At 59.3% G+C, this 24,042-nt stretch carries 18 protein-coding genes; 5 read left to right on the top strand and 13 right to left on the bottom strand.

What is annotated here, in order from left to right:
- Window positions 1-71 precede the first annotated feature (71 nt).
- The 5 genes from GS620_RS19530 to glyA form a co-directional block, all read right to left on the bottom strand.
- Window positions 72-494: a universal stress protein gene (locus GS620_RS19530; protein ID WP_152460407.1), complete on the bottom strand. Its 423-nt coding sequence runs from the start codon at window positions 492-494 to the stop codon at window positions 72-74.
- 78 nt (window positions 495-572) lie between these two features.
- Window positions 573-1,946 (bottom strand): sodium:alanine symporter family protein, encoded by a 1,374-nt coding sequence (locus GS620_RS19525; RefSeq protein WP_171617474.1) that lies wholly within the window; start codon window positions 1,944-1,946, stop codon window positions 573-575.
- A gap of 25 nt (window positions 1,947-1,971) precedes the next feature.
- Complete coding sequence (lipA, locus tag GS620_RS19520) at window positions 1,972-2,916, bottom strand: lipoyl synthase (protein ID WP_171617473.1); 945 nt, start codon at window positions 2,914-2,916, stop codon at window positions 1,972-1,974.
- A 14-nt stretch (window positions 2,917-2,930) separates the two neighbouring features.
- Complete coding sequence (lpdA, locus tag GS620_RS19515; protein ID WP_171617472.1) at window positions 2,931-4,313, bottom strand: dihydrolipoyl dehydrogenase; 1,383 nt, start codon at window positions 4,311-4,313, stop codon at window positions 2,931-2,933.
- 11 nt (window positions 4,314-4,324) lie between these two features.
- Complete coding sequence (gene glyA / locus GS620_RS19510) at window positions 4,325-5,578, bottom strand: serine hydroxymethyltransferase (protein ID WP_171119388.1); 1,254 nt, start codon at window positions 5,576-5,578, stop codon at window positions 4,325-4,327.
- Window positions 5,579-5,725: 147 nt separating this feature from the next.
- Here glyA and GS620_RS19505 point away from each other — a divergent pair, with 147 nt between their 5' ends.
- On the top strand, window positions 5,726-6,328 hold the full coding sequence (locus GS620_RS19505; RefSeq protein ID WP_152460402.1) for a helix-turn-helix domain-containing protein: 603 nt from the start codon (window positions 5,726-5,728) through the stop codon (window positions 6,326-6,328).
- A 54-nt stretch (window positions 6,329-6,382) separates the two neighbouring features.
- Here the strand turns inward: GS620_RS19505 and GS620_RS19500 are convergent, their stop codons facing one another.
- Complete coding sequence (locus GS620_RS19500; protein ID WP_171617471.1) at window positions 6,383-7,330, bottom strand: GlxA family transcriptional regulator; 948 nt, start codon at window positions 7,328-7,330, stop codon at window positions 6,383-6,385.
- An 80-nt stretch (window positions 7,331-7,410) separates the two neighbouring features.
- On the opposite strand from GS620_RS19500, the gene GS620_RS19495 reads away from it, so the two are divergent.
- The 4 genes from GS620_RS19495 to GS620_RS19480 all read left to right on the top strand — a co-directional run bounded on the left by GS620_RS19495 (window position 7,411) and on the right by GS620_RS19480 (window position 11,915).
- Window positions 7,411-8,571 (top strand): acyl-CoA dehydrogenase family protein, encoded by a 1,161-nt coding sequence (locus GS620_RS19495; protein ID WP_152460401.1) that lies wholly within the window; start codon window positions 7,411-7,413, stop codon window positions 8,569-8,571.
- 2 nt (window positions 8,572-8,573) lie between these two features.
- Entirely contained in the window at window positions 8,574-10,589 is a 2,016-nt protein-coding gene (locus tag GS620_RS19490) for an acetate--CoA ligase family protein (RefSeq protein WP_171617470.1), read from the top strand.
- A gap of 3 nt (window positions 10,590-10,592) precedes the next feature.
- Window positions 10,593-11,372, top strand: coding sequence for a carnitinyl-CoA dehydratase (locus tag GS620_RS19485; protein WP_171617469.1), 780 nt, complete (start codon window positions 10,593-10,595; stop codon window positions 11,370-11,372).
- Between the two features lie 72 nt (window positions 11,373-11,444).
- Complete coding sequence (locus GS620_RS19480) at window positions 11,445-11,915, top strand: hypothetical protein (protein WP_171617468.1); 471 nt, start codon at window positions 11,445-11,447, stop codon at window positions 11,913-11,915.
- Here GS620_RS19480 and GS620_RS19475 read toward each other — a convergent pair.
- From GS620_RS19475 to GS620_RS19445, 7 genes are all read right to left on the bottom strand, one after another.
- Entirely contained in the window at window positions 11,906-12,976 is a 1,071-nt protein-coding gene (locus tag GS620_RS19475; RefSeq protein ID WP_171205218.1) for a polyprenyl synthetase family protein, read from the bottom strand. The two genes, GS620_RS19480 and GS620_RS19475, sit on opposite strands and share 10 nt — an antisense overlap.
- Before the next feature lie 4 nt (window positions 12,977-12,980).
- Entirely contained in the window at window positions 12,981-15,104 is a 2,124-nt protein-coding gene (locus GS620_RS19470; RefSeq protein ID WP_171617467.1) for an FAD-dependent oxidoreductase, read from the bottom strand.
- A complete protein-coding gene (locus GS620_RS19465; protein WP_171617466.1) occupies window positions 15,097-15,921 on the bottom strand; it encodes a DUF3237 domain-containing protein in 825 nt (274 codons plus the stop codon). The genes GS620_RS19470 and GS620_RS19465 overlap by 8 nt, the downstream gene beginning before the upstream one ends.
- 14 nt (window positions 15,922-15,935) lie before the next feature.
- Window positions 15,936-16,817 carry an encapsulin gene (locus GS620_RS19460; protein ID WP_171617465.1) on the bottom strand — a complete coding sequence of 294 codons (882 nt, stop codon included), beginning with the start codon at window positions 16,815-16,817 and terminating at the stop codon, window positions 15,936-15,938.
- 52 nt (window positions 16,818-16,869) lie between these two features.
- Entirely contained in the window at window positions 16,870-20,070 is a 3,201-nt protein-coding gene (locus tag GS620_RS19455; protein WP_171617464.1) for an adenylate/guanylate cyclase domain-containing protein, read from the bottom strand.
- A 538-nt stretch (window positions 20,071-20,608) separates the two neighbouring features.
- Window positions 20,609-21,541 carry a choline/ethanolamine kinase family protein gene (locus tag GS620_RS19450; protein ID WP_171617463.1) on the bottom strand — a complete coding sequence of 311 codons (933 nt, stop codon included), beginning with the start codon at window positions 21,539-21,541 and terminating at the stop codon, window positions 20,609-20,611.
- 11 nt (window positions 21,542-21,552) lie between these two features.
- Window positions 21,553-24,000, bottom strand: a complete 2,448-nt coding sequence (locus GS620_RS19445; RefSeq protein WP_253283995.1) for an FAD-dependent oxidoreductase — start codon at window positions 23,998-24,000, stop codon at window positions 21,553-21,555.
- Window positions 24,001-24,042: the final 42 nt, after the last annotated feature.

Below are 24,042 nucleotides of genomic sequence, written 5' to 3'. Positions count from 1 at the left end.
TGCCGCCAAGCTCGACGTGCAAAGAGTGGAGAGGCGTGCGCTTCGGTGTGGTCATTTCTTCAACCTTTCAATCAGCGGGACTGGTCGCGGACGACCATGACGGTGCAATGCGCATTGCGCACGACACGGGCCAGGTTCGGGCCAATCTCGTAGTTCGGAAAATCGCCCTTGGTCGATGCCATGACGATCAGATCAAAGCCTTCCTTGTAGGCAAGCTTCAGGATTTCGCGGTAAACACTGCCTTCTTCGACATGGACCGGCACGTCGGAAGCCTTGGCATGATCCAGAATCGCCTGAACCGCACCCCGCACGTGGTCTTTTGCGCCGGCACCATAGTTGGCGGGCAGGTTTGGCAGCTGGATGATCTCGGGGATGACGGCAACCGCATGCAGTTCGGCACCGTAGAATTTTGCCTGTTCCAAGGCGGTCGGCAGGGCCAGTTTCCACGAGCGGTCGTCGGTGTGATCAATGGGCAGCAGGATTTTCGTGGCCATCACGTCTCTCCTCGAGATATTGAATTCGGTTTCAAAGGCGGGGGGCCGGGATGGCCCCCCGTTTTGGTCGGGCCGAGCTTATTCGGCAGGTGTGCCGCCCGGCTCTTCGGACTTGCCGCCCGAGGCGAAGAACTCTTTCGTCAGTTTGAAGACGATCGGGCTCAGCAGCGCCAGGGCGATCAGGTTCGGGATGGCCATCATGGCGTTCAACGTATCGGCCAACAGCCAGATGAAGCCCAGATCCGCAGTTGCGCCGAAGTAGATCATCACGATCCACAGAACGCGATAGGGCATCAGGGATTTCACGCCCAGCAGGAACTCGACACATTTCTCGCCGTAGAACGACCAGCCGAGGATGGTGGTGAAGGCAAAGATCGACAGAGCGATGGCGATCAGATACCCGCCGATACCTGGCAGCGACAATTCGAACGCGTGGCTGGTCAGCGCCGCACCGGATTCACCCGATGTCCATGCACCCGACGCGATGATGGCCAGACCGGTGATCGAGCAGACGATGATGGTATCGATGAACGTACCCAGCATCGCGATCAGGCCCTGGTTGATCGGACCCTTGGTTTCGGCAGCGGCGTGCGCGATCGGGGCCGAACCCAGACCGGCCTCGTTCGAGAACACACCACGTGCCACACCGAAGCGGATGGCGGCCCAGACGGCTGCACCTGCGAAACCACCTTCGGCGGCGGACGGGGTAAACGCATAGGTAAAGACCAGCGACAGCGCATGTCCGATGTTGCCGATGTTGATGAGAAGAACCAGCAGGCCCGCGATGATATATGCAACGGCCATGAAGGGGACCAGCTTACCAGCAACCGCACCGATGCGGGTGATACCACCCAGGATAACGGCTGCGGTCAGAACCATCAGAACAACGCCAGTGACCGAGGTGTTCAGGCCAAAATTGGCTTCCAGCACCTGAGCAACACCGTTGGCTTGCACACCGTTGCCGATGCCGAAGGCAGCAACCGCGCCGAACAGGGCAAAAGCCACGCCCAGCCAGGCCCATTTCGCACCAAGACCGTTCTTGATGTAGTACATCGGGCCGCCGACATAGTTACCCAGCTCGTCTTTTTCGCGATATTTCACTGCGCAGACGGCTTCGGCATATTTGGTGGCCATGCCCACCAGGGCGGTCATCCACATCCAGAACAAGGCGCCTGGACCGCCCAGGAAGACAGCAGTGGCCACACCGGCGATGTTACCTGTACCGATGGTCGCCGACAGCGAAGTCATCAGTGCGTTGAACGGGCTGATCTGCCCTTCGCCCTGACCTTCACGGCCTTTGAACAACAGGCTGAAGCCTGTGCCAATGCGCAGGATCGGCATGAATTTCAGCCCGACCTGCAGGAAGAAGCCAACGCCGAGGATGAGAACCAGCATCAGCGGCCCCCACACGACGCCATTGATGGCCCCTACGATTGAATTTAACGCTTCCATGGTTTCCCTCCCATTTGCGTTTGGTTTATGCCCCGGTCGCGATGGCCCGCTGGCGGGCCTGCTTGAGGGCAGTGAAATCTTCGTCGGCATGGAACGACGAACGGGTCAGCGGCGTGGCTGACACGTGCAAAAAGCCCTTGGAACGGGCGATCTGTTCCAGTTGGGCGAACTCCTCGGGTGACCAGAACCGGTCAATCGGATGATGTTTCGGTGTCGGTTGCAGATACTGCCCGACCGTCAGAAAATCGACATTGGCCGCGCGCAGATCATCCATCACCTGACGCACGTCGTTCATGCTTTCACCCAGCCCGATCATCAGGCCGGATTTGGTGAAAATCTCGGGGTTCGCGCGTTTGGCATCGTCCAGCAGCCGCAACGAAGTGTAATAGCGCGCGCCGGGGCGGACCGTCGGGTACAGATGCGGGACGGTTTCAAGGTTGTGGTTGAACACGTCCGGCGCTGCGTCAAAGACGATTTTTGCGGCGTCGCCCTTGCCCAGGAAGTCGGGGGTCAGAACCTCGACCGTGGTGCCGGGGTTCTGATGCCGGACGGCGCGGATGGTCTGGGCGATATGCTCGGCCCCGCCATCGGCCAGATCATCACGGTCGACCGAGGTGATCACCACATGGCGCAGGCCCAGTTTCTTGACCGCCGCCGCAACCCTGCCGGGTTCGAACGCGTCCAGCGCATCGGGGCGGCCGGTGGCCACGTTGCAGAACGAACAGCCCCGCGTGCAGATCTCGCCCATGATCATCATGGTTGCATGGCGCTTGGACCAGCATTCGCCGATATTGGGGCAGGCCGCTTCTTCGCAGACCGTTGCCAGATCGTGTTCACGCATCAGACGCCGGGTTTCGTAATACTCGGCGCTTTCGATCTTCTTCTTGCGAATCCATTTCGGTTTGCGCGGGATGACACTGTCGGCCTTCTTGGCCTTTTCCGGGTGACGTGGTCGAAGCTGGATAGTCATCTGGCTGTCCTCACTTACGCGTGGATTGCGCGGCCCATGGCATCGAGGCAGGCTTCCTTGACCGCCTCGCCCATCGCCGGGTGCGCATGACAGGTTGCTGCAACCTCGGCGACCGTCGCGCCTTTAGTCATGGCCAGTACCAGCTCGGCGATCAGATCGCCGCCATGGGCACCGCAGATATGGGCTCCGAGGATCTTGCCGTCGGAACCGGCCAGAACCTTGACCGCGCCATCTGTTTCACCCGTCGAACGCGCCCGCGAATTGGCCATGAAGGCAAACTTGCCGACAACATATTCGACGCCCGCGTCTTTCAGGGCCTCTTCGGTCTGACCAACCGAGGCCACTTCGGGATCGGTGTAGACCACACCCGGCACGGTGTTGTAATCGACATGACCGGCTTCGCCGGCCAGCATCTCGACACAGGCAACGCCGTCCTCTTCGGCCTTGTGTGCCAGCATCGGGCCGGGAACACAGTCACCAATGGCATAGATCCCGGGCACCGACGTCTGGAACGAGCTGTCGACTTCGATGAAGCCACGCGGGTTTACGGCCACGCCCAGCTCTTCCAGCCCAAGCCCGCGCGTCACCGGGCGGCGGCCCACAGCAATCAGAACCTTGTCGGCTTCGACCACTTCTTGCTTGTCCTTGCCGACGCGGTCTACGGTCAGGGTCAGGCCAGCCGCGGATTTCTCAACCGATTTGAGGGCGCGACCCAGTTGGAACTTCAAGCCGCGTTTGGACAGCGCCCGCTGCGCCAGCTTGGCGATCTCGCCGTCGATGCCGGGCAATACGCGATCCAGATATTCGACCACGGTGACCTTGGCACCCAGACGCGCCCAGACCTGCCCAAGTTCCAGACCGATGACACCGGCACCGATCACCACCAGATGGTCCGGCACGCTCTGCAACGCGATTGCGCCGGTCGAACTGAGCACATCCTGCTCATCAATCTCGATCCCCGGCAGTGAGGTCGGCTCGGATCCTGTCGCGATCAGGATGTTCTTTGCTTCGTATACGCTGTCGCCAACCTTGACCTGACCAGTGGCCGCGATGCTGGCCCAGCCTTCAATCAGATCGACGCCGTTCTTCTTGAACAGGAACGCGATGCCCTTGGTCAGATCTCCGACGATCTTGTCCTTGCGCCCCATCATCGCACTGACGTCGATGCTGACCCCCTCGACCGCAATGCCATGGGAGGAGAGATGTGCAAGCTCGGCATATTTGGCCGAGGAGGTCAGCAACGCTTTGGAGGGGATGCACCCCACGTTCAGACAGGTACCGCCCAGTGCGCCGCGCCCTTCGACACAGGCCACATTCAGCCCCAGCTGAGCCGCGCGGATCGCGGCAACATAGCCGCCCGGTCCGCCCCCGATAACGATGAGGTCATAGGTATTCATTTCGCGCACTCTCAGTAGATCGGGTAGCTTGCGCAAAGAGCGCGAACCTGTTTGCGGGTTTCCTTTTCGACGGTTTCGTCACCGTCAGGAGACTTCGCGAGCGCCTCCAGAACATCACCGATCAGATGGCCGATCTGCCTGAACTCTTCCGGGCCAAAGCCACGGCTGCACCCGGCGGCGGTGCCCAGACGGATGCCGCTGGTGATGGTGGGTTTTTCCGGATCTCCGGGAACGCTGTTCTTGTTGCAGGTAAAGCCGGCCCGTTCGAGCGCCGCCTCGGCGTCCTTGCCGGTTACGCCGATCGGGCGCAGATCGACCAGCATCAGGTGGTTCTGGGTGCCGCCAGAAACGATGTCACATCCGCGCGCCATCATGACGCTGGCCAAGGCCGATGCGCTGTCAACGACGCGCTGCATGTATTCCTTGAATTCGGGTTTCAGTGCCTCGCCAAAGGCCACCGCCTTGCCTGCGATGACGTGCATCAGCGGGCCACCCTGCAGGCCTGGGAATACGGCCGAGTTGATCTTTTTCGCCAGCGCCTCGTCATTGGTCAGGATGATGCCGCCACGAGGGCCGCGCAGCGTCTTGTGCGTGGTCGAGGTCACGACATGTGCGTGTCCTACAGGCGAGGGGTGCAGGCCGGTCGCCACCAATCCGGCAATATGAGCCATATCGGCCAGCAGCCATGCGCCAACCTCGTCCGCGATTTCACGGAATCTGGCAAAGTCGATCTTTTGTGAGTAGGCGGACGCACCTGCGATGATCAGCCTGGGCTTTTCCGCCCGCGCCAATTCGGCGACCTGATCATAATCGATCAACCCTGCATCGGTCAGGCCGTACTGCACGGGCCGGAACCATTTACCGGACTGCGCCGGTTTCGCACCGTGGGTCAGATGGCCACCTGCGTCCAGCGACATGCCAAGAATGGTATCGCCCGGGTTCAGCAGCGCTAACTTGACGGCCCCGTTGGCTTGTGCGCCGGAATGGGGCTGAACGTTGGCATATTCACAGCCAAACAGCTTCTTGAGGCGTTCGATCGCCTCGACTTCGACCTCGTCAACATATTCGCAGCCGCCATAATAGCGGCGGCCCGGATAGCCTTCGGCGTATTTGTTGGTCAAGACCGAACCCTGCGCTTCGATCACGGCCTTCGAGACAATGTTCTCCGAGGCGATCAACTCGATCTGTTCCGCCTGGCGTTCACCCTCGCGCGAAATGGACGCAGCAATGACGGGATCTGCCTCAATCAGCGACGTTTTGAACATAGTCTCCTCCTTTTGCCCCGAATCCTCAGTGCGAAACTTTGTTTCCTATAGGGGAAATAATGCGCCTTAGGCAACAAAAATCTCTTATTCAAGAAGTTGCGTATATATTGGGAGGCATGTAACCTTTGATAAAACAGGGGGAATTCAATGGGCGACGAAAGCCGAAATGATGTTTCCGGACAGGAATTTCAGGATGAAGGAGAGGCTCTGGGCCGCTCCATCCGCGATGCGCGGCGCGCGAAAGGGTGGACTCTGGAAGAAGCCGGCCGCGCTGCGGGTATCGGGCGCTCGACGCTGTCCAAGATCGAAAACAACCAGACGAAGCCAAGCTTTGACATAGTACGGCGTCTGACACAGGCCCTGGATATGAGCACCCCGCAGTTGTTTCTTCAGTCGGGTCAATCCGGCATTTCAGGCCGCCGTGATTTCACTCCGAAGGGCGAGGGAGAATTCAAGGATACGCCCACTTACCTGCATGAACTGCTTTGCCCCGAACTGACCAGCAAGCGAATGCTGCCCTATATCGCGACAATCAAGGCGCGCGACCTGTCGGAGTTCGAGACGTGGATCCGACATTCCGGAGAAGAATTCATGTATGTGCTCAGCGGTGAACTCATCTTCGTTTCTGAACATTACCGCCCTTTGCCAATGAAGGCCGGTGACTCGCTTTATTATGACAGCGGAATGGGGCATGGGTGTATTTCGACCAGCGAAGAAGACGCCAAGGTGCTGTGGGTTTCGCTGGAATAGCCCCCAGGGTTCTGTGGTTTTCCAGAAAAGCGGGCATCGCCATGCGCACCCGTTTCAGCCGTCAGACAGGCTTCGGTGGCGAAACGCCGTCGGTGTCTGGCCGAATTCTGCCTTGAATGCCCGCGTCATGGCGCTGGCGTTTTCATATCCGCAACGACCGGCAATTTCGGCGATGGACTGCTCGGTATCTTCTGCCAGATTGCGTGCAAGGTTCAGCCTCAGCCGGCGGTAAAGCGCCTGCGGCGTGGTCTTGAGCTCCGCCTGAACGCGCATTTCGATGCGCTTTTGCGAACACCCGATCTTGCGCGCCAGTTCCCTGATCGAAAGCGGTGTTTCAATGTTCGCCTGCATGACAGCCAGAGCGCGATTGACCAAAGTGTCTTCGGACTTGAGAGGCAAAGGGTAATGATCCTGCCCATTTCGGCTCATCAGAAGATGCCCGACTTCCATGGACAGAAGAGGGCCGTGATCCCTGCGGATCAGGGCCGAGGCCAGATCGAACGCGGCCATCGCCCCGGAACAGGTCAGCCTGTTGCCATCGATGACAAAACGTTCCTGCACCGCATCCACGGCCGGAAAGCTTTCTTCGAACCGGGAAAGTTCGTCCCAGTGAATGGTTGCCCGGTGCTCATCCAGCAAACCGGCCCGGGCCAGCAGCCAGCTGCCGGTATCCAACCCTGCCACTTGCCGGTGTTTTCGGGCCGCAGCCAGCACGATGCGTGTGGTCGATCGCGTGTCCAGCTTGCGATATCCATAAGACGGCATGACCACCAGAACGTCGCCTTGCTGGTCAAAGATTGGACCATTCGGTGTAACGACAAGGCCGCTGGAACTTTGCACGGGGTCTCCGTCAATGGAACAGAAACGCCATGAATACAAAACCTGCCTCGACAGGTTGTTCGCAGCCCTGAGCGGTTCGACCATGTTTGCAAGGCAATGGTTCGAAAACCCGTTGAAGAGCAGGATGTTGTATTGTCGCGTCAAAATTTTCGAATTTGGCATGAATAGATATCAACTCTGCATGTCGTGACCATGGGCGATGGCGTTTGGTTGGTCAACCACCGATCCAGGGAACACGCGCCATGCAGTTTGGTCTGACAGAAGAACAGGACATGATCGTCTCGACGGTCCGCAGCTTTGTTGAAAACGAAATCTACCCGCATGAAGACGCGGTCGAGCGCTCGGGAACCGTGCCTCCTGAGCTGGGTGAGCAGATCAAGCAGAAATGTATCGATCTGGGCTTTTATGCCTGCAACTTCCCCGAGGAAGTCGGCGGCGCAGGTCTGTCTCATCTGGATTTCACCTTGGTCGAGCGCGAGCTTGGCCGAGGGTCAATGGCGCTGACGCATTTCTTTGGGCGCCCGCAGAACATCCTGATGGCCTGCAACGACGAGCAGCGCGAACGGTATCTTCTGCCTGCCGTACGTGGCGACAAGATGGACGCTCTGGCGATGACCGAACCAGATGCGGGTTCGGATGTGCGTGGTATGAAATGCCAGGCGGTGCGCGATGGCGGCGATTGGGTTGTCAACGGATCGAAACATTTCATCTCGGGCGCGGAACACGCGGATTTCTTCATCGTCTTCATCGCGACCGGCGTGGACGAAACTCCCAAGGGCCCGAAGAAACGCATCACCACTTTCCTGGTGGATCGCGGTACTCCGGGGTTTGAAGTGCGCGAGGGCTACAACTCGGTCAGCCACAAGGGCTACAAGAACTATATCCTGTATTTCGACAACTGCCGTCTGCCCGACGCACAGGTTCTGGGCGAGGTTGATGGCGGCTTTGCCGTGATGAACGAATGGCTTTACGCAACCCGCCTGACGGTTGCTGCGTTCTCGGTCGGTCGCGCGCGGCGCTGTTTTGACTATGCGCTGAACTATGCGGCCGAGCGCAAGCAGTTCGGCCAGCCCATCGGCAAGTTTCAGGGCGTCGGCTTCCAGATCGCCGACATGATCACCGAGATCGACGCCGCCGATTGGCTGACACTCGCGGCCGCGTGGCGTCTGGATCAAAACCTGCCATCAAACCGCGAGATTGCCTCGGCTAAGCTCTATGCCTCGGAAACGCTGGCGCGGGTGACGGATACCACGCTGCAAATCTTCGGCGGGATGGGTTTGATGGACGATTTCCCGATCGAACGGTTCTGGCGCGATGCCCGGGTCGAGCGCATCTGGGACGGCACCAGCGAAATTCAGCGCCACATCATCAGCCGCGATCTTCTACGTCCCCTGGGCGCCTGACCATGAACAAAGACCTGACCCGGCTGCTGCGCCCGAAAACCATCGCCGTCATCGGTGGCGGCGCGTGGTGTCAGCAGGTTGTTCTGCAATCCGAACGCATGGGCTATGCCGGTCGTATCTGGCCGGTGCATCCCAAAGCGTCGGAAATTGCGGGCCACAGGGTTTTCGGCCACATCGAGGACCTGCCCGAAGCCCCGGATGCGGTTTTCATCGGTATCAATCGCCACGCCACCATCGAGGCCGTTCGTGTCCTGTCCAGTATGGGCGCAGGTGGGGCGGTGTGCTTTGCCTCGGGCTTTTCCGAGGCCGTTGCCGAAGATGACACCGGTGAGGATTTGCAGGATCAACTGATTGCCGCAGCCGGTGACATGCCCATTCTTGGCCCGAACTGCTATGGCTTCATCAACGCGCTGGATGGGGCGCTGTTGTGGCCGGACCAGCACGGGGCCACCCCTGTGGACAAGGGCGTGGCGATCCTGACGCAAAGCTCGAACATCTCGATCAACCTGACCATGCAGAAACGTGGGTTGCCTATTGCCTACATGATGGCCTGCGGAAACATGGCCCAGACCAGCCAGGCCGAAATCGCCTCGGCCTTGATCGATGATCCGCGCGTCACCGCCGTGGGTCTGCATATCGAAGGGTTCAAGGACATCCGGGAATGGGAAGCGCTGGCCGCCAAGGCCTATTCAAAGGGCATCCCGCTGGTCGCCCTGAAAGTGGGTGCGTCGGAGCAGGCACAGGCCGCGACGGTCTCGCACACTGCGTCGCTTGCGGGCAGCGATGCGGGCGCGCAGGCCCTTCTGGACCGGCTGGGCATTCCGCGTCTGTCCGCGTTGCCGGACTTTCTTGAGACGCTGAAACTGTTGCACTGCTATGGGCCGCTGCCGGGTGGCCGCATCGCTTCGATCAGTTGTTCAGGGGGTGAGGCGAGCCTGATCGCGGATATGGCGGTTGGTACGGGCCTGAGTTTTCCGCAGTTGAGCCATGACAAAAGGGCGCGCTTGCGTGACGCGCTTGGCCCTATGGTCGCTGTGAACAACCCGCTGGATTATCACACGTATATCTGGCGCGACGAAGAGGCGATGGCACAGGCCTGGTCGGGCATGACGGGTGACGACATCGACCTGACGTTCTCGATCGTCGACTATCCGACGACGGATCCGACCGACTGGAGTTGCGCGACCCGAGCTGCGTTGAAAGTGCGTGCTGAAACCGGCGCCCGGTTTGCGATTGTTGCGACGCTGCCTGAACTTCTGCCTGAAGACGTCGCCCAAGACCTGATGGCCGGTGGTGTCGTTCCATTCATGGGATTGCGCGAAGCGCTGGCGGCCACGCGCGCTGCGGGTCAGATTTCGCCACCGTCCGCACATCCTGTCTGGTTGCCTGGAAAGGCTGAGGCGACCCAAACCCTGACCGAAGGCGAATCGAAAGGGGCGCTGGCCGAATGCGGCCTGCACGTTCCGCAAAGCCGCACGGTTTGCGGCCCGGCAGAGGCCCATTCGGCCGTGCAGGACATGGAAGCCCCCTTTGCCGTGAAAGGTGTTGGGCTTGCGCATAAATCCGAACACGGCGCTGTTCGGCTGGGCATCAAGGCCGAGGACGTGGCCGATGTCGCAGCCGAAATTGGCACAGATAGCATCCTGATCGAAGAGATGATCACCGGAACCGTTGCTGAATTGCTGGTCGGTGTCGTCCGTGACCCGGCGCATGGGTTTGTCCTGACATTGGGGGCGGGGGGCGTGCTGACCGAAATCCTGAGCGACACGGCGTCAGTGCTGGTGCCAAGCACGCCCGAGGACATCCGTGCCGCGCTTGGCAAATTGAAAATTGCCCCGCTTTTGGCAGGCTATCGCGGCCAACGGGCGGCTGATATGGATGCAATCATCGCCGCAGTCGACGCCGTTCAGGCCTATGTCATGCAAAATGCCGACACGCTTGGCGAGGTCGAGATTAACCCGCTCCTGTGCACGCCGGACAAGGCCGTTGCCGTGGATGCACTGATAAGAAAGGCCTGAGATATGGACCCGATCAAAACCCGCCGCGACGGAGCGATCCTTGAGGTGACGCTGGACCGGCCCAAGGCCAACGCCATCGATCTTGTCACCAGCTGCAGGATGGGTGAGGTGTTCGCCGCGTTTCGCGACGATCCAGGGCTGCGCGTGGCCATTCTGACGGGCGGCGGAGAGAAGTTCTTTTGCCCCGGCTGGGACCTGAAAGCAGCCGCCGACGGGGATGCGGTAGACGGGGACTATGGCGTCGGAGGGTTCGGCGGCTTGCAAGAGCTGCGCGACCTGAACAAGCCCGTGATCGCGGCCATCAACGGCATCGCCTGTGGCGGCGGGCTGGAGTTGGCCCTGTCAGCCGACATGATCCTTGCCGCCGATCACGCCACGTTCGCCCTGCCGGAAATCCGCTCGGGGACTGTCGCGGATGCGGCCAGCGTCAAACTGCCCAAGCGCATCCCTTACCACATCGCGATGGAGTTGCTGCTTACGGGCCGTTGGTTCGACGCCGAGGAAGCCAATCGCTGGGGGTTGGTGAACGAGATCGTCACCTCGGATCAACTGATGGACCGTGCCTGGGAACTGGCCCGGTTGTTGGCCTCGGGACCGCCCCTGGTTTATGCCGCGATCAAGGAAATCGTACGCGATGCCGAAGATGCCAAGTTTCAGGATGCCATGAACCGCATCACCAAGCGTCAGCTCAGAACCGTGGACGTTCTCTATGCCAGCGAAGATCAGCTGGAAGGCGCGCGCGCCTTTGCCGAGAAAAGAGACCCGGTCTGGAAAGGGAAATAGGCAGACGTTTCCCGTGATCGCAGAGCGTGAATTTACCATTTACTGATCCGCACGGCACGTGCACATTTAGGCATGCCGTATTTCGAACGAAAACCATATGTTAGTGCATCTCGGGCGGTCAGCCCGATTGCGCCGCAGCTCGACGATCAACCGATTTCCGATATTGCGCGCCGCGTGCTCGAAACAGAGCGGAGCCCGCGGCAACATCTGGACGGTCCGTTCAGGTGTCGCAAATCCTGCCATCCCGGCAGCACCGCCACCATTCTGCTGTCCTTTGAAGCACCGGAAGGCGCGGCCCCTGTTCAGATGCAGTTCGAACCGGGCGATCTGACCAATCCGAACGGCGACATTCTGCCGGCGAGCCGCATCAGTGTGATCCCGCCACAAATCCAGCTTGAGCCGGGGGAAGCAACGGATGTTGCTGTTGCGGTGACCATACCCGACCTCTCCGAACCCGGTGAATATCACGGTCGGATCGCCTGTACCGGAACGGACCAGACCTCGGTTGTGGTGATTTTCGAGGTGGCGGGCGCTCAGACCTGACGGGTCACCAGATAGTCCATGAACTGTCCCAGAAACGCGCGCGGCCCGTCTTCTGCGCCCGCGAACACCCGCGCGAACTCATTACGGGCCGCGGCCAGCAGATCATTCGCTGCGTCCTGCGCATAGCGGATGCTGCCGTAATGGCTCATGCGCTCCAGCACCCAGGCGACATCTTGCGTCGACCGGGCATCGCGTGGGTTTGACAACATCTCGGCCAACCGTGCCTGTTCAGGCTCTTCCGCCTTCAGGCCAAGCTGGCCCAGCATCAGCGTGCGTTTGCCTTCATAGATGTCGCCGCCGATTTCCTTGCCGTAACTGTCCTGTGAGCCGACGAGATTCAAGACGTCGTCCTGAATCTGAAACGCTGCACCTAGGAAAAAGCCGAAGGCGTTGAAATCATCCAGATTCAGCGCGCCGGACGCGACATCATGTGGCCGCGCAATCAGGGCCCCGATGCGCATCGGGTGAATGAAACTGTACCAGCAGGTCTTTTTCAGACACATCCTCAGATAATCTGATGCATCGACGTTCAAACGGTTGTCGCGGATCCAGCCAAGCTCCAGCGCCTGACCTTCGATGGATTGCTGCAACAGATGGTCGAACTCATCCACCACGCGCATACCGGTTTCCGGGCCCAACGGCCCCAAGTTCTGACGCAGCAGACGCAGGGCAAGCGATTGCATCCCGTCGCCGGTATTGATCGCCAGGGGAACCCCAAGCCGCTTGTGCATACATTCGCGCCCGCGCCGGAAATCGCTTTGATCTTCGATGTCGTCATGGATCAGAAAAGCGTTATGCAGCAGCTCTAGAACTGCGGCCGAGACCCTTGCATTCTCGCTGTTTCCGCCGAAGGCTTCGCATGTGGCCAACAGCAGGGCGGGCCTCAGGCCCTTGCCCGAGGTTTCGATGTAATCGCGCATCGGGCCATACAGATAAGCCTGAGGCTCACCCGTCGGCAACAGGCCCAAAAGCGTTTCGCGCGCCTGATCCCCGTAAAAGGTCAGGGTTTTCAGAAAATCCTGTTTTGCCGCAGGATCCAAATGCGCGGTTCCGGATTTCACAGGCTCAGCCCTTCTGGGTGATGATCACGCGACTTTTGTCTTCCCGCGCGCCGGATCGTTCCGGACCGCCGCCAAACGCAGAAAGCGGTGCATCCGAAATTGGCAACGCCCTGGACAAGGCACCTGATTGACCCCTGTCCCGACCCAGATCATACGCGACATCTTCCGCCAGCTCATCCCCCGGGATCGGCAGATCCGCGGTGGGCTCGTAATTCGCGATGAGGTCGAACAGCTCTTTCGGGGGGCAGATCATTCGAAGCGCTTCGGCAACGGCTGGCTCCTCGGTGATGCCGCCGGGTTTTGAATATTCCGCCGCCGGTTCGCCTATGGCGGCAAGAGGGCCATCACCGCCACGATCAACTCCTGCCGTGTCCTGACCCATTTTCAGCGCGGCTTCGACCGCAACCGCGAACCGATTGTCCCACGGAAGGCCAGCCTGATAGCGGGCGTAATCATAGGCGCGCAGCGGTTTCAGGATGTCGGGTTCATGCAGGTCCCAGATCTGGCAGGGCTCGGCATCCGATCCACTGCGTTGAAGAATGGCGTTGACGGCCCGACGCGCGGCCTCGTTCGCCCCTTCCATCGTGGCAAGGTCGGTAAAAGTGCGGACGTAATCCGATGCCAGGAAGAAATTCGGGATGAGCGTGGCCGCATCCGGGCGCAAGCGCCAGCTGTTGATACGGTTGACCAACAAGGGTTCGACATTGCTTTGACGCTTGGGGTCGTTCGGGTCTTGAACGATATCAGGATCGAGGAACCAGTAATGCATATCCTCGTCCCGCAGAATGGTTTGGCCATCCACGTTGATGCTGCGCTTGAGCTGTTCCCAAACCTCTTTTGCGATCTCTTCCCGGCTGCAATCGCGCGCGGTTTTTCCGTTCAACCCCGGCTTGTCCCATTCGGAGATATCGATTGACAGCAGGCCTTTGGTCTTTCCTTCGGCCCAGTTATCGAAGTTGATCCCCGGCCAGAACTGTTTTTGCGACACAGCCGTCAAAGCCCATGGGCTGTCGATGAAAATGACGTGGCCGTGGGTCAGCTCGACATCCTTGGTCAGATAGAACTGAATGCCGTTCATCCATTGCACGTCATCGGCCAGCAAAGGCAATTTGGCAAGTGCGGGGTCAACCGCCATCATTTCCGGGGTCACAAGCGGTGCCATGCGTTCAATCGGCATGGCGCTGATGAACCAATCCCCCGTGACCTGCTTTTCTTCGCCATCCTGTTCGACCGTTGCGCCGACGATCTTGCCGTTCCGGCACTCGATTCCGGTGACTTTGGAGTCAAAATTGTACACGACCCCCTTGCTTGTCAGGTAATCCAGCCACGGTTGAATCCAGACAAGATTGGTGGGCCCGTTCAGCAGCCTGTTGCAGTGGGGTTCGGGCGTGGCGATACCCAGCTGAAGCTGAACCGCAATGTCCCCCACTGTCTTCGTGCTTGCCGTCGTGGCCTTGGCGGCCACCAATGAACGGGTCAGGCCGATGGCAAGGAACTTCTGATAGGCTTCCGAACGGTCCTGCGCGCCGATGAAATCCCACCAACCGATCCGTTCATATTCGTCAAACCGGCGTTCCTTGCAGGACGTCGCGATCCGCCACATGCAGGCAACAAAATGTTCGACATCCTCATACGCAATCTGGTCCCTCGGCGAAAGCGCGAAGGCAATGGTCTTGAAGGCATCCGCAACATCCTTGAGCGTGCGGGGGAACCGTTCCGGGACAATGATGCCGGGCTTGTCGAACTGGCTGACCAGAACTTGCGTGGTCGGGACCAGATTGTCAAAGCATGTGCCCTTGTCGTAATACGGCGTGCGGGCCATCGTGTCGGTGATATGCCGATAAAAGTTCGGAAAGAACCTGAACCCATGTTCACCGGGCAGCCAGGGGCGTTTCACGCCGGGCGGATAATTGGCCCCATCCATCTCGGCCCATTTTTCCAGCGCCTTGATGTGTTTCGCTTTCGAGCCATGATCCCCTTCACCCTTCATCACGGGAATGCTGCGGGCCTTGCCGCCGGGGATCAGCTGGCGTTCGTGGACTTCTACCTCGAACCCTCGTTCAATCAGTTCGTGCGCGGCGCTCATGCCAGCCACGCCTCCCCCAAGAATGACAACCTTGTCAGGCATCGGAAATTCCTTTCGCGGAATAGACGTCAAAGCGCAGGGTTATGTCTGACAGGCTGGCTTCGCCAATGCCAAAACCCTGCACCCGATTCATCCAGCTGAAATGCGGATTCGAGGTCAGGTAACGCGGTGCAAGCCGTACCGGAGCCGAAGCGGGCAGATTGCCCTTGGACAATGCCGCATATCCGTCCGGGCCGAAGTCACACACACCCGTATCTTCGAACAGGATCGGAGCTTGTCCGATGGACGGTCTTATAAGTGCCTTTGCATGAAGCAGCCCCACACCATCGGGCCGCACGCGCATCCAGTCTCCTCCGATCGGTTCGATCACCCCTTTCAGATGCGGGCCTTCGACGGTGCCCCCTTCTTTGATGGCGAAATGCAGCCAAATCCCGTCCGGCGTCTCGCCCGAGGGGTGAAAGCTGCTATCGAACGGCACCACAAATTTGGCAACATGTTCCAGTACCGGCGACGTCACTGCGGTTTTTGTCGGTTCCGGCGCGGCAGGTTGAACTGCTTTTTCGGGCCCGGGGTCATACTCGCGCCCTCCCGACGTCAGCACCGGGCGCCAGGACAAAGTTTTTTCCTGTTTGACTGACGGCAGAACGGCTGCGAATTGTTGAAACCCGGTTTGTGGGTCCCGCAACAAGGGCCACCCGCGAATGGCACGCTCGGGGCCGCCATCTTCCGAACAGATCAGACGTAGCGTGTCATGCGACGACACGGATGGACCGGCTTCCACCAACACCCGACTGAGACCGTCTGCGTTGATCGCCTCGGACCAACGTAGCGTCACGCCCCGATCTGAAAACTCGCGCACGACCCGATCTCCGGTCAACAGGTTATGGTGCGGACGGCCTTAGCTTCCTTGATCCTGAGATGGAACTTCTGCTGCACGCGGAAGACGTGCTCGCCCTCGGCAGAGGTTTGCAGATACTTCACGGCGATATCCGAGGGCACGACGATTTCAACCGGTGCACCCAGCAGGGACACAAGCACTGCCTTGTCCGGGGGCAGGGTGCTGGAACGCAGCAACGGCCCGTCCAGGAACGGGAGAATGCTGTCACGTGGCAGCACCATCGAATTCGGCAGCGGGGTCGTGACCGCACGGAACAGACCGTTGCCCATCACACAGGCATAGGGGCCCAGATAGCCATGCGTTTCCAGCGCGCTGATGCCCTCGACGACGGCCTCGAAAACATCGGTTCCGCTATAGTTCTTTTTGGACGTGGATTTGGTTTTGCCTTCGCCCGCTTCAAGCAATCCCGGATATTTGCCACCGCCGCTGATCGTATAGATCTGCGGCAATGAGTCGGGCGCGCCGCCGGCGTGTTTGGGGGCCTGTCCGGTGCCGGGTTGACCGTTGAAAACGATGTCATCCTCTACCCGTGCCACAACGGCGGCCGCTCGGCGGAACATGATCTGAGCCGCCGTCAGTTCCGGATCAGCCACCTGTGCGCCTTTCAGGTACACGTTCACCGATACGGTGGTAAGGCGCAGCGTATCATAATCGTTCACGTCAAGACGTTGTTTGGATGCACCAGATGAATTGTCCACCAGATCCAGCTTGTTCAGCGGGACGGATTGCGTGTCAGCGGGCAGCGGTCCGTACAGCGGCAGGAAACTGGCGGCCACCCGGGCGCGAAGCGCCTCATCATGGACGGCCTTTTTCACGGCGCTCCACTGATCTTCATTCCAATCCAATGCATCGGTCATTGCAAATCCCTCTCGGTGCTGCTGCCCAATTCGGCGGGGCAGTCAATCTTGTTCATTTTTCTTCTTTCAATCTGTCCAGCAGATCGCGGGCCCGCTGCTCCTGAACAACTCCACGGCAATCCCGGGCAAGCGAAAGCGCTTGCTCCGCCTCGCTGATTGCAGCGTCCAAGTCCCCCTTTGCGGCATAAGCCTTTGCTCGCACACGGTGATATTCAGGTTTGTTCAACGTCTCGCCGCGCTCCCAGCCGGGTATGCAGACGGTTTCCAGCCGGTCCAAAGCCTGATCAACATCTCCGTGATCAATCATCAACTCAGACAGAACAATCTGATTCTGAGGAAAAGTAAAGTTTCCACCAGATTTGGAAATCAGGTTCATGCATGTCTCGATGCGTTCCGGAACACCTGCGATGTCGCCCTTTCCAGCCTGCGCGAGGCCCATATAGATGTCCTGCATCGCATGAAGGTAAAGAAACCCTTCCTCATCCGCGATTTTTCTGGCTTCTTTCATCGTCACGTCAAGCCGGTCCCATTCCCCCGCATAGGGCAGGAACATGCTGCAAGCGCCCATGACGTAGACAAGGTTGGGTGCGTGGTTCAGCGCCCTGCTGACCTCGATGGATTCCAGACGCGCGGCCTCGGCTTTTTCGAACTTTCCTTGCTGCCACAGCAGGCATCCCTGAATGGCCAGCAATGACGCGGCCGTGGAAGACTGGGTCATGGGCATCATGGCCATATCCAGCTCGGGTGTGATCAGGGCGAATGCGCGCTCCAGCTGTTGTTCGCATTCCGCAAATTCCCCGCGGAAGTAATGCGTAAAGCTCAGCGCCCGTGCCGCAAGCACGTTGGCGACGGGGTCTTCGGACATGCCGGCCATCATGTCCAGCGCCTGCCCCATTTCCATCGCTCGGTTCATCTGACCGGCAACAAAGAAATGGGTCCAACGGCAGAAGGTTGCGGCAAAAAGCGTCTCGCCGTCGCCCAAAGACTGGGCCAGTTCCATCGCCCGGGCGGCAGTTTCGCCGACCTGATCGGACGACCATCCGTAGATCGCCATATAGGCGGGCAGAATGTTCATCTGAACCCGGAGTTCGAAACCGTCGCGATCCGCGTTGTCCTTCATGGTTCCGATGTTGCGCAGGGCGGCCCGGAAAGCGGAGATCGCGGGCAGGTTCGCCAGTCGGGACAACGCCACTTCACCTGCCGTGACCCAATTGGCGACGGCTTCATCCTTCAATCCGCCAAGATCGCAGTGATGCGCGACGGTATCGGGGGCCGGGGTTCCGAATGCCTTGTGACCGTCCAGCAGTGCTTGGGCGATTTTCAGATGAACCTTCTGCCGGTCTTCCCGCAGCAAGGAATTATAGGCCGTATCCTGAACCAGCGCGTGGTTGAATGTGTATGTGGCCGACCCTGAATCGCTGGTGATCAGCACGACGCCAGCCGCCATAAGCTGCATGAGAGCGCTTTCCACATCCATGTCTTCATGCGCCACCGCGTGGATCATCTGAGCGGTGAAACTGCGCCCGATGACCGATCCGAGCTGGGCGACTGGTTTGGCATGTTCCATCCGGTCAAGACGCGACATCAGCGAGTCCTGAAGGGTGGCCGGGACGCTCAGCGCATCCAGAACCTCGGCGTTGATCGGGGCATCCTGGGGCAGCTGGTCCAGAACCGCCTTTGTCATTTCTTCGATATACAGCGGCACGCCATCCGCCTTCTCGATGATCTGCCTGATCAGGATGACAGGCAGGCTGTACGGCTCGGCCACGCGCCGGACCAGTTCGGATGCCTCGGTATTGCCAAGCGGAGACAGATCAATGCGCGCGGCTCGGCTTTCGAAATGTTCCGGAGGTTCGTATTCAGGTCGGTGCGACAGAACCACCAGAACCGGAAAGTTGCTCAAGGCGGATGCAAGCGCATCCAGTACATCCAACGTGGTCGCATCGGCCCAATGAACGTCTTCGACCACCAACAACAACGTGCCGCGCCTGTCACACAGGCTGCCCAGACTGCGCAGTATCACGTCAAGGGATTTGCGCGCCTTCTTCAGCGGGTCGGATTCTGACGGGGCGCCGGTCTCGATACCTGCCAGATCCAGAAGAACGGGCAAGTCCGCGTCACTCAGCCGAGAGGCCGATTGCACGAAGTCCGAAATCGCCGCCCGGATACTTTCATTTGATTTGTCGCCCGAAACGCGCCTCAATTCTCCGACAATCGGGTGCAGCGGAAGACTGGTCAGGTGCGGGATGCACTGCAATGTAAAGGGTTTGACCCCTATTGATTCAGACAGTGACTTGATCAGCCTCGACTTGCCGATTCCCGCAGCCCCCCCGACAAGCGCCAGCCGGCCCGAGCCTTCCTGCGCTTCGTTCCAAAGCCGGGTCAGGGTTGAAAGATCGTCATGCCGGGCGACAAGATCGACCGCAGATTGACCCACCCGCGCGTCGAACCGGCTGGTGGATATGATTTCCGAAACCACGCGATAGACTTTGCGCTGATTGTCAAAGCCTTTCAGCTCGTGGCTGCCACGTGGTTCGAATTCAAAGGCACCCTGGGTCAGCCTCCAGGTTTCTGAAGAAATGATCACTTCACCCGGTTCGGCCAGCCCCTGAAGGCGGGATGCAAGATTCGCCGTTTCACCCACCAGAAAGTCCTGAGACCCCAGGCTTTTCGAAGAAACGACCCCCACGACAACCATACCGGTCGCAATGCCTGCGCGCAGGTCGAGCTTTTCTCCAAACTCGTTTTCAAGGTTCTGAACGGCCTCGATGGTCTCCAATACGGCTCGTACGGCCCGTTCGGCATCATCTTCCATGGCCTTGGGGTATCCGAAATACACCATGATGCCGTCGCCCTGCCGATAGGCCAGATGGCAGCCGTGCTGCTTCAGGGTGCCGATCGCCGTATCCAGATACAGGTTCATGATCTGCATCAGGTCTTCCGGATCATATCGCTGAGCCAGCCGGGTCGACCCCACAAGATCGCAGAAAACCAAAGTCAGCTGCCGCCGCTCGGCCTTGGACTGGACTTCGGGCCGCTTCGACGCTTCCTGCGATTTCAGCCTGGCCTGCGCCTTTCGAAAGCGCTTCCTTTCACCAACCGTCAACCCGAGATCACGCAGTTCCTGATCCGTCAATTCGTCCAGAATCTCGTCGTCTACGCCCTCTCTCTGAAACAGAGTGGCATAGTCATTCAGATCTGCCAGATGAAGGACTTTTGAAATGCGTGGTGATGCCTCAAGGACTCGCGTCATTGTCTTGCGACTCCTTCCATAACTGTCCCCCTGTTTTCCCCTTAATACATATACATAATGTATATGTATAATCCAAAAGTAGAGAGGTATTCATGCTGAATCCATAGCAGGAACAGGCGGCACTGTTAACTTGTTACATTGATTGACCGGTTTACTTCAGAATTTCCACGTCGTCACGCGCATTTCCTTGGAAATCATAAGGTTCAAGTCTCAAGTTGACTTTGCTGGCAAGGTTTCAGGGCGGCCGAACGACCAGATATGCCGGTCTGCGCCTGACGTCACGTCAAGGCTGACAGACGTGCAAAAGTGCCGTGGCCGACATGAGATACCGGGCAGAAAGGCAGACTCAACCCGAGCACCAGCAAGAAGCCGACGCCCGAACGTGCTTCGAATGGAAACATCTAAGCTCCAGGCGCATCCCGTATTTTGCCCGGCCCGTTCTGCCCGGGCATCCCGGCTCCATGGAAAGCGGCTCAAAGATCTGAGACGAGGCAGAAAACATCCGGTATCCAGGGCGGATCCGGCCGTGGATGAAACCCTATTCCTCGGCCACGGCTTTCACATGGGCCGCAAAGGACGGAGCCAGCATCAGGGACTTGCACCGCTCGAACCGGTTGGTGGCATAGGCCCAGAAGTCTTCGGCGGGGTTTTCATCCGCATGCTGGATCAATCCCCACAGCGTCCACAGCAGGTCGCACATGGCTTTATAGATCACCATGCGCCCGATCTGAGCCTCGCTCGGCGGGTTTCCGAAATAGGCGGTCAACATTTCCTGTTCCTGTTCGTCGTTCAGCCCGGCTTCGACCGACAGATCACCCAGATCCCAAAGGGCATCGTTCATGCCTGAATACTCGTAATCCACGATCCACATGCGCTGGCCGTCATCCAGAAAATTCTCGCACAGAGGGTCGCAGTGGCTCGGGACCAATGTCCCGGGTTTGTCCCGCAGTACCTCGCGGATCGGGGCCGCCTCGGCCACGACGTCCGCGTAACCCTCTGGCAGGGTAGCGTTTTTGTCCGCAAGCACCTTCATGTAGTCGTTGATCATCGAAAACAGCTCGAACCGAAACTTGAACGGCTCGGGGGCATCATGAAGCTGCCTCAGCGCCTTACCCGCACGGGCGGCAGACCCGGGACGCGTCGCAAACATCTCGGGTGTCATCGTGACGATGTCGGGTACGCAATCACTGATCATCACGCCGGATGACGCGTCTGCCCACAGAACTTCGGGGCCGATCCCGGCTTTTGCCGCCACCTGCGCATTGTGGATTTCGACCGCGCGGTCGATATAGGCTTCGGTGCCCTCGCCGGGGATGCGCACGATCACCGTCCTCGGCCCGCCTTCGACGCGGTAAACCAGATTGGTCAACCCGCCTAGCCGGTTGGTGCGAAGATCCGCCTCGGCAAGGCTGTCAAACCCCGCCACGTTGCGAAGGGCCTGCATGATCTCAAGTTTCGGCTCGTTTTGCATCACTCTCTCCCTCAGGCTTTCAAACGGCTGTTTGCCGGGTCGTAAAGCGGCCCGTCCACACGCTGGATGGGGTGACGCTCTCCGAACACCTCCACTTCGAATTCTGATCCACCAGCCAATCCCGCAGGCAGATAACCGTAGAGGATGGTCTTGCCGACGGTAAACCCATAGCCACCACTGCACGCCAGCGAGACTGTTTTGCCGGAATGCAATATGGTCTCCCCTCCGGTGATCGGCAGCCGCTCATCGGTGATGAACGTGCAGAGCTGCCGCTCGGGGCCGGTCGCTTTCTGCGCCTCCAGCACCGGTCGCCCGATGAAGCCCTGTTTGGATTTCAGATGGACCCGCGCGCCAAGGCCCGCTTCGATTGGCGAATAGTCGGGGGTGATGTCGGCGCTCCAGTAAAGATAGCCTTTTTCCAGCCGCAAGGACTCGATCGTGCGGTAGCCGATGTCGCGGATGCCATGGCTCTGACCGGCCTGCCAAAGCAAGTCATAGACATGCAGGGCGAACTCGGTCGGGATATGTAACTCCCATCCCAGCTCTCCGATGTAACCTATGCGGATCGCGCGAACCTTTGCCGTTCCCAAGGTGATCTCTCGGGCCGTTGCAAAGGGAAACGCATGGTTCGAGACGTCTTCTTCCGCGATGGCCTGCATCACATCCCGTGCCTTGGGGCCGCAAATGTTGATGACGGCGCGTGCCGACGTCATTTCGATCAGCTGCGCGCGCCCATCGCGGGGCAGGTGACGTCGGATCCAATCCGCGTCATGCACGCCGAATCCGGACCCGGTGACGATGTAAAAATGGTCCCGCCCCAATCGGGTGACGGTGATATCGGCTTCAACGCCCCCGCGATCATTGCACAATTGGGTGTAGATCACCGTGCCATCCGGTTTGTCCATATTTGAAACGGCAAGGTTTTGAAGGGCTTCCAGTGCGCCGGGGCCGATCAGTTCGAACTTTGAGAAACTGGTTTGATCGATCAGAACGACCCCGTCGCGCGCGGCCTTATGTTCCTGTTCGGCATAGGTTTTCCAACCCGGCGACAGGAAATCCAACTGATCCACCGGCTCTACACCGGCCGGAGCGAACCAGAGCGGTCGCTCCCAGCCATTTTTTGACCCGAACACCGCGCCATGTTGTTTCAGCCGCTCATGCAGGGGCGACAGGCGCAGGTTTCTGGCCGTTTCCGCCTCCTGCCCCGGATATCGCATCTTGTAGTGATGCGCGTAATGCTCGACCGCGCGAGGATACATGAAGGCGCGCGTGGCGTGATGCGGACCGAACCGGCGCACGTCCAGAGGCCACAGATCAAGGCTCGGGCGGCCTTCTACAATCCACTCCGCGATCATCTCTCCTGCGCCACCACCTGCCGCGATGCCGTACAGAAATCCGGTCGCCAGCATCAGGTTTCGCAGTTCAGGCGCCCATCCCATGACAAAATCGCCATCCGCGGAATAAGGGATGGGGCCGTTGATCACCTGCCGGATTCCAACCGTGTTGGCGACCGGCGTAACCTGACCTGCCAGTTCGGCAAGGGGGGCAAACCGCTCCAGGTTGTCCGGCAAAAGCTGCCGGACAAACGCGCCCGGAATACCCCTGTCGCCGAATGGCAGCGTGTTGTCCTCATACCCGCCGATCACAAGCCTCCCGCCTGCATCCGGTTTGTAATACACCAGCCGCTCGGGATCCCGCAGGGTTGGCAGGCGTTTTACAAGATCGGCGTCGGGCAGGGGTTCAGTTACGATGTATTGATGCTCGACAGCGCAGGCCGGGACAACGACCCCGAGTTTCGCGGCCAGCTCGCGACTCCACATTCCGGCGGCCAGAACGACGGTGTCCGCTTCATAATCCCCTTCCGATGTCATCACTTTGGTGATGCGATCGTTATGGATTTCAAAATCGGTGACCTCTACGGATTGGCGGATCCGGGCACCGTGCATCCGGGCGCCGGATGCGATTGCCTGACACAAGCCTGCGGGATCGACATGACCGTCCGAGGGGATGAAGGCCGCGCCTTCCAACCCTTTCGCGTCGACATAGGGGAAAAGCGCCTTGGCTTCTGCGGCCGAGATTATTTCCATCTCCAGATCAAAGCTGCGGGCCATTGTCGCCAGGCGCTTTGCTTCCAGAAGCCGCTCTTTGCTTGCCGCCAGGCGCAGGCTTCCGACTTTCTTCCAGTCGAATTCCATCCCGGTTTCTTCGGCCAGACGATCATACAGCACCACGGACCGTTTCAGCATCCGCGTCGTGTTGCGCGATGACCGCAACTGCCCGACAAGCCCCGCCGCATGCCAGGTGGCCCCCTCGGTCAGGGACGCCCTTTCCAGAAGAACAACATCCGTCTCACCGGACCGTGCGAGGTGATACGCGATGGAGCATCCGATGATGCCCCCGCCGATGACGAGATGTCTGACCGAATGCGTTGTCATGCGTCCACCCATTTCAAATGACATGTCGTCATCAAAAGTCGCAAAACAACAAAAAGCAACAAAAAT

This window comes from Ruegeria sp. HKCCD6428 (genome assembly GCF_013110595.1).
GTDB lineage: Bacteria > Pseudomonadota > Alphaproteobacteria > Rhodobacterales > Rhodobacteraceae > Ruegeria.
Note: the sequence above shows the minus strand (reverse complement) of the source record. Positions and strands in the feature narration are given on the sequence as shown.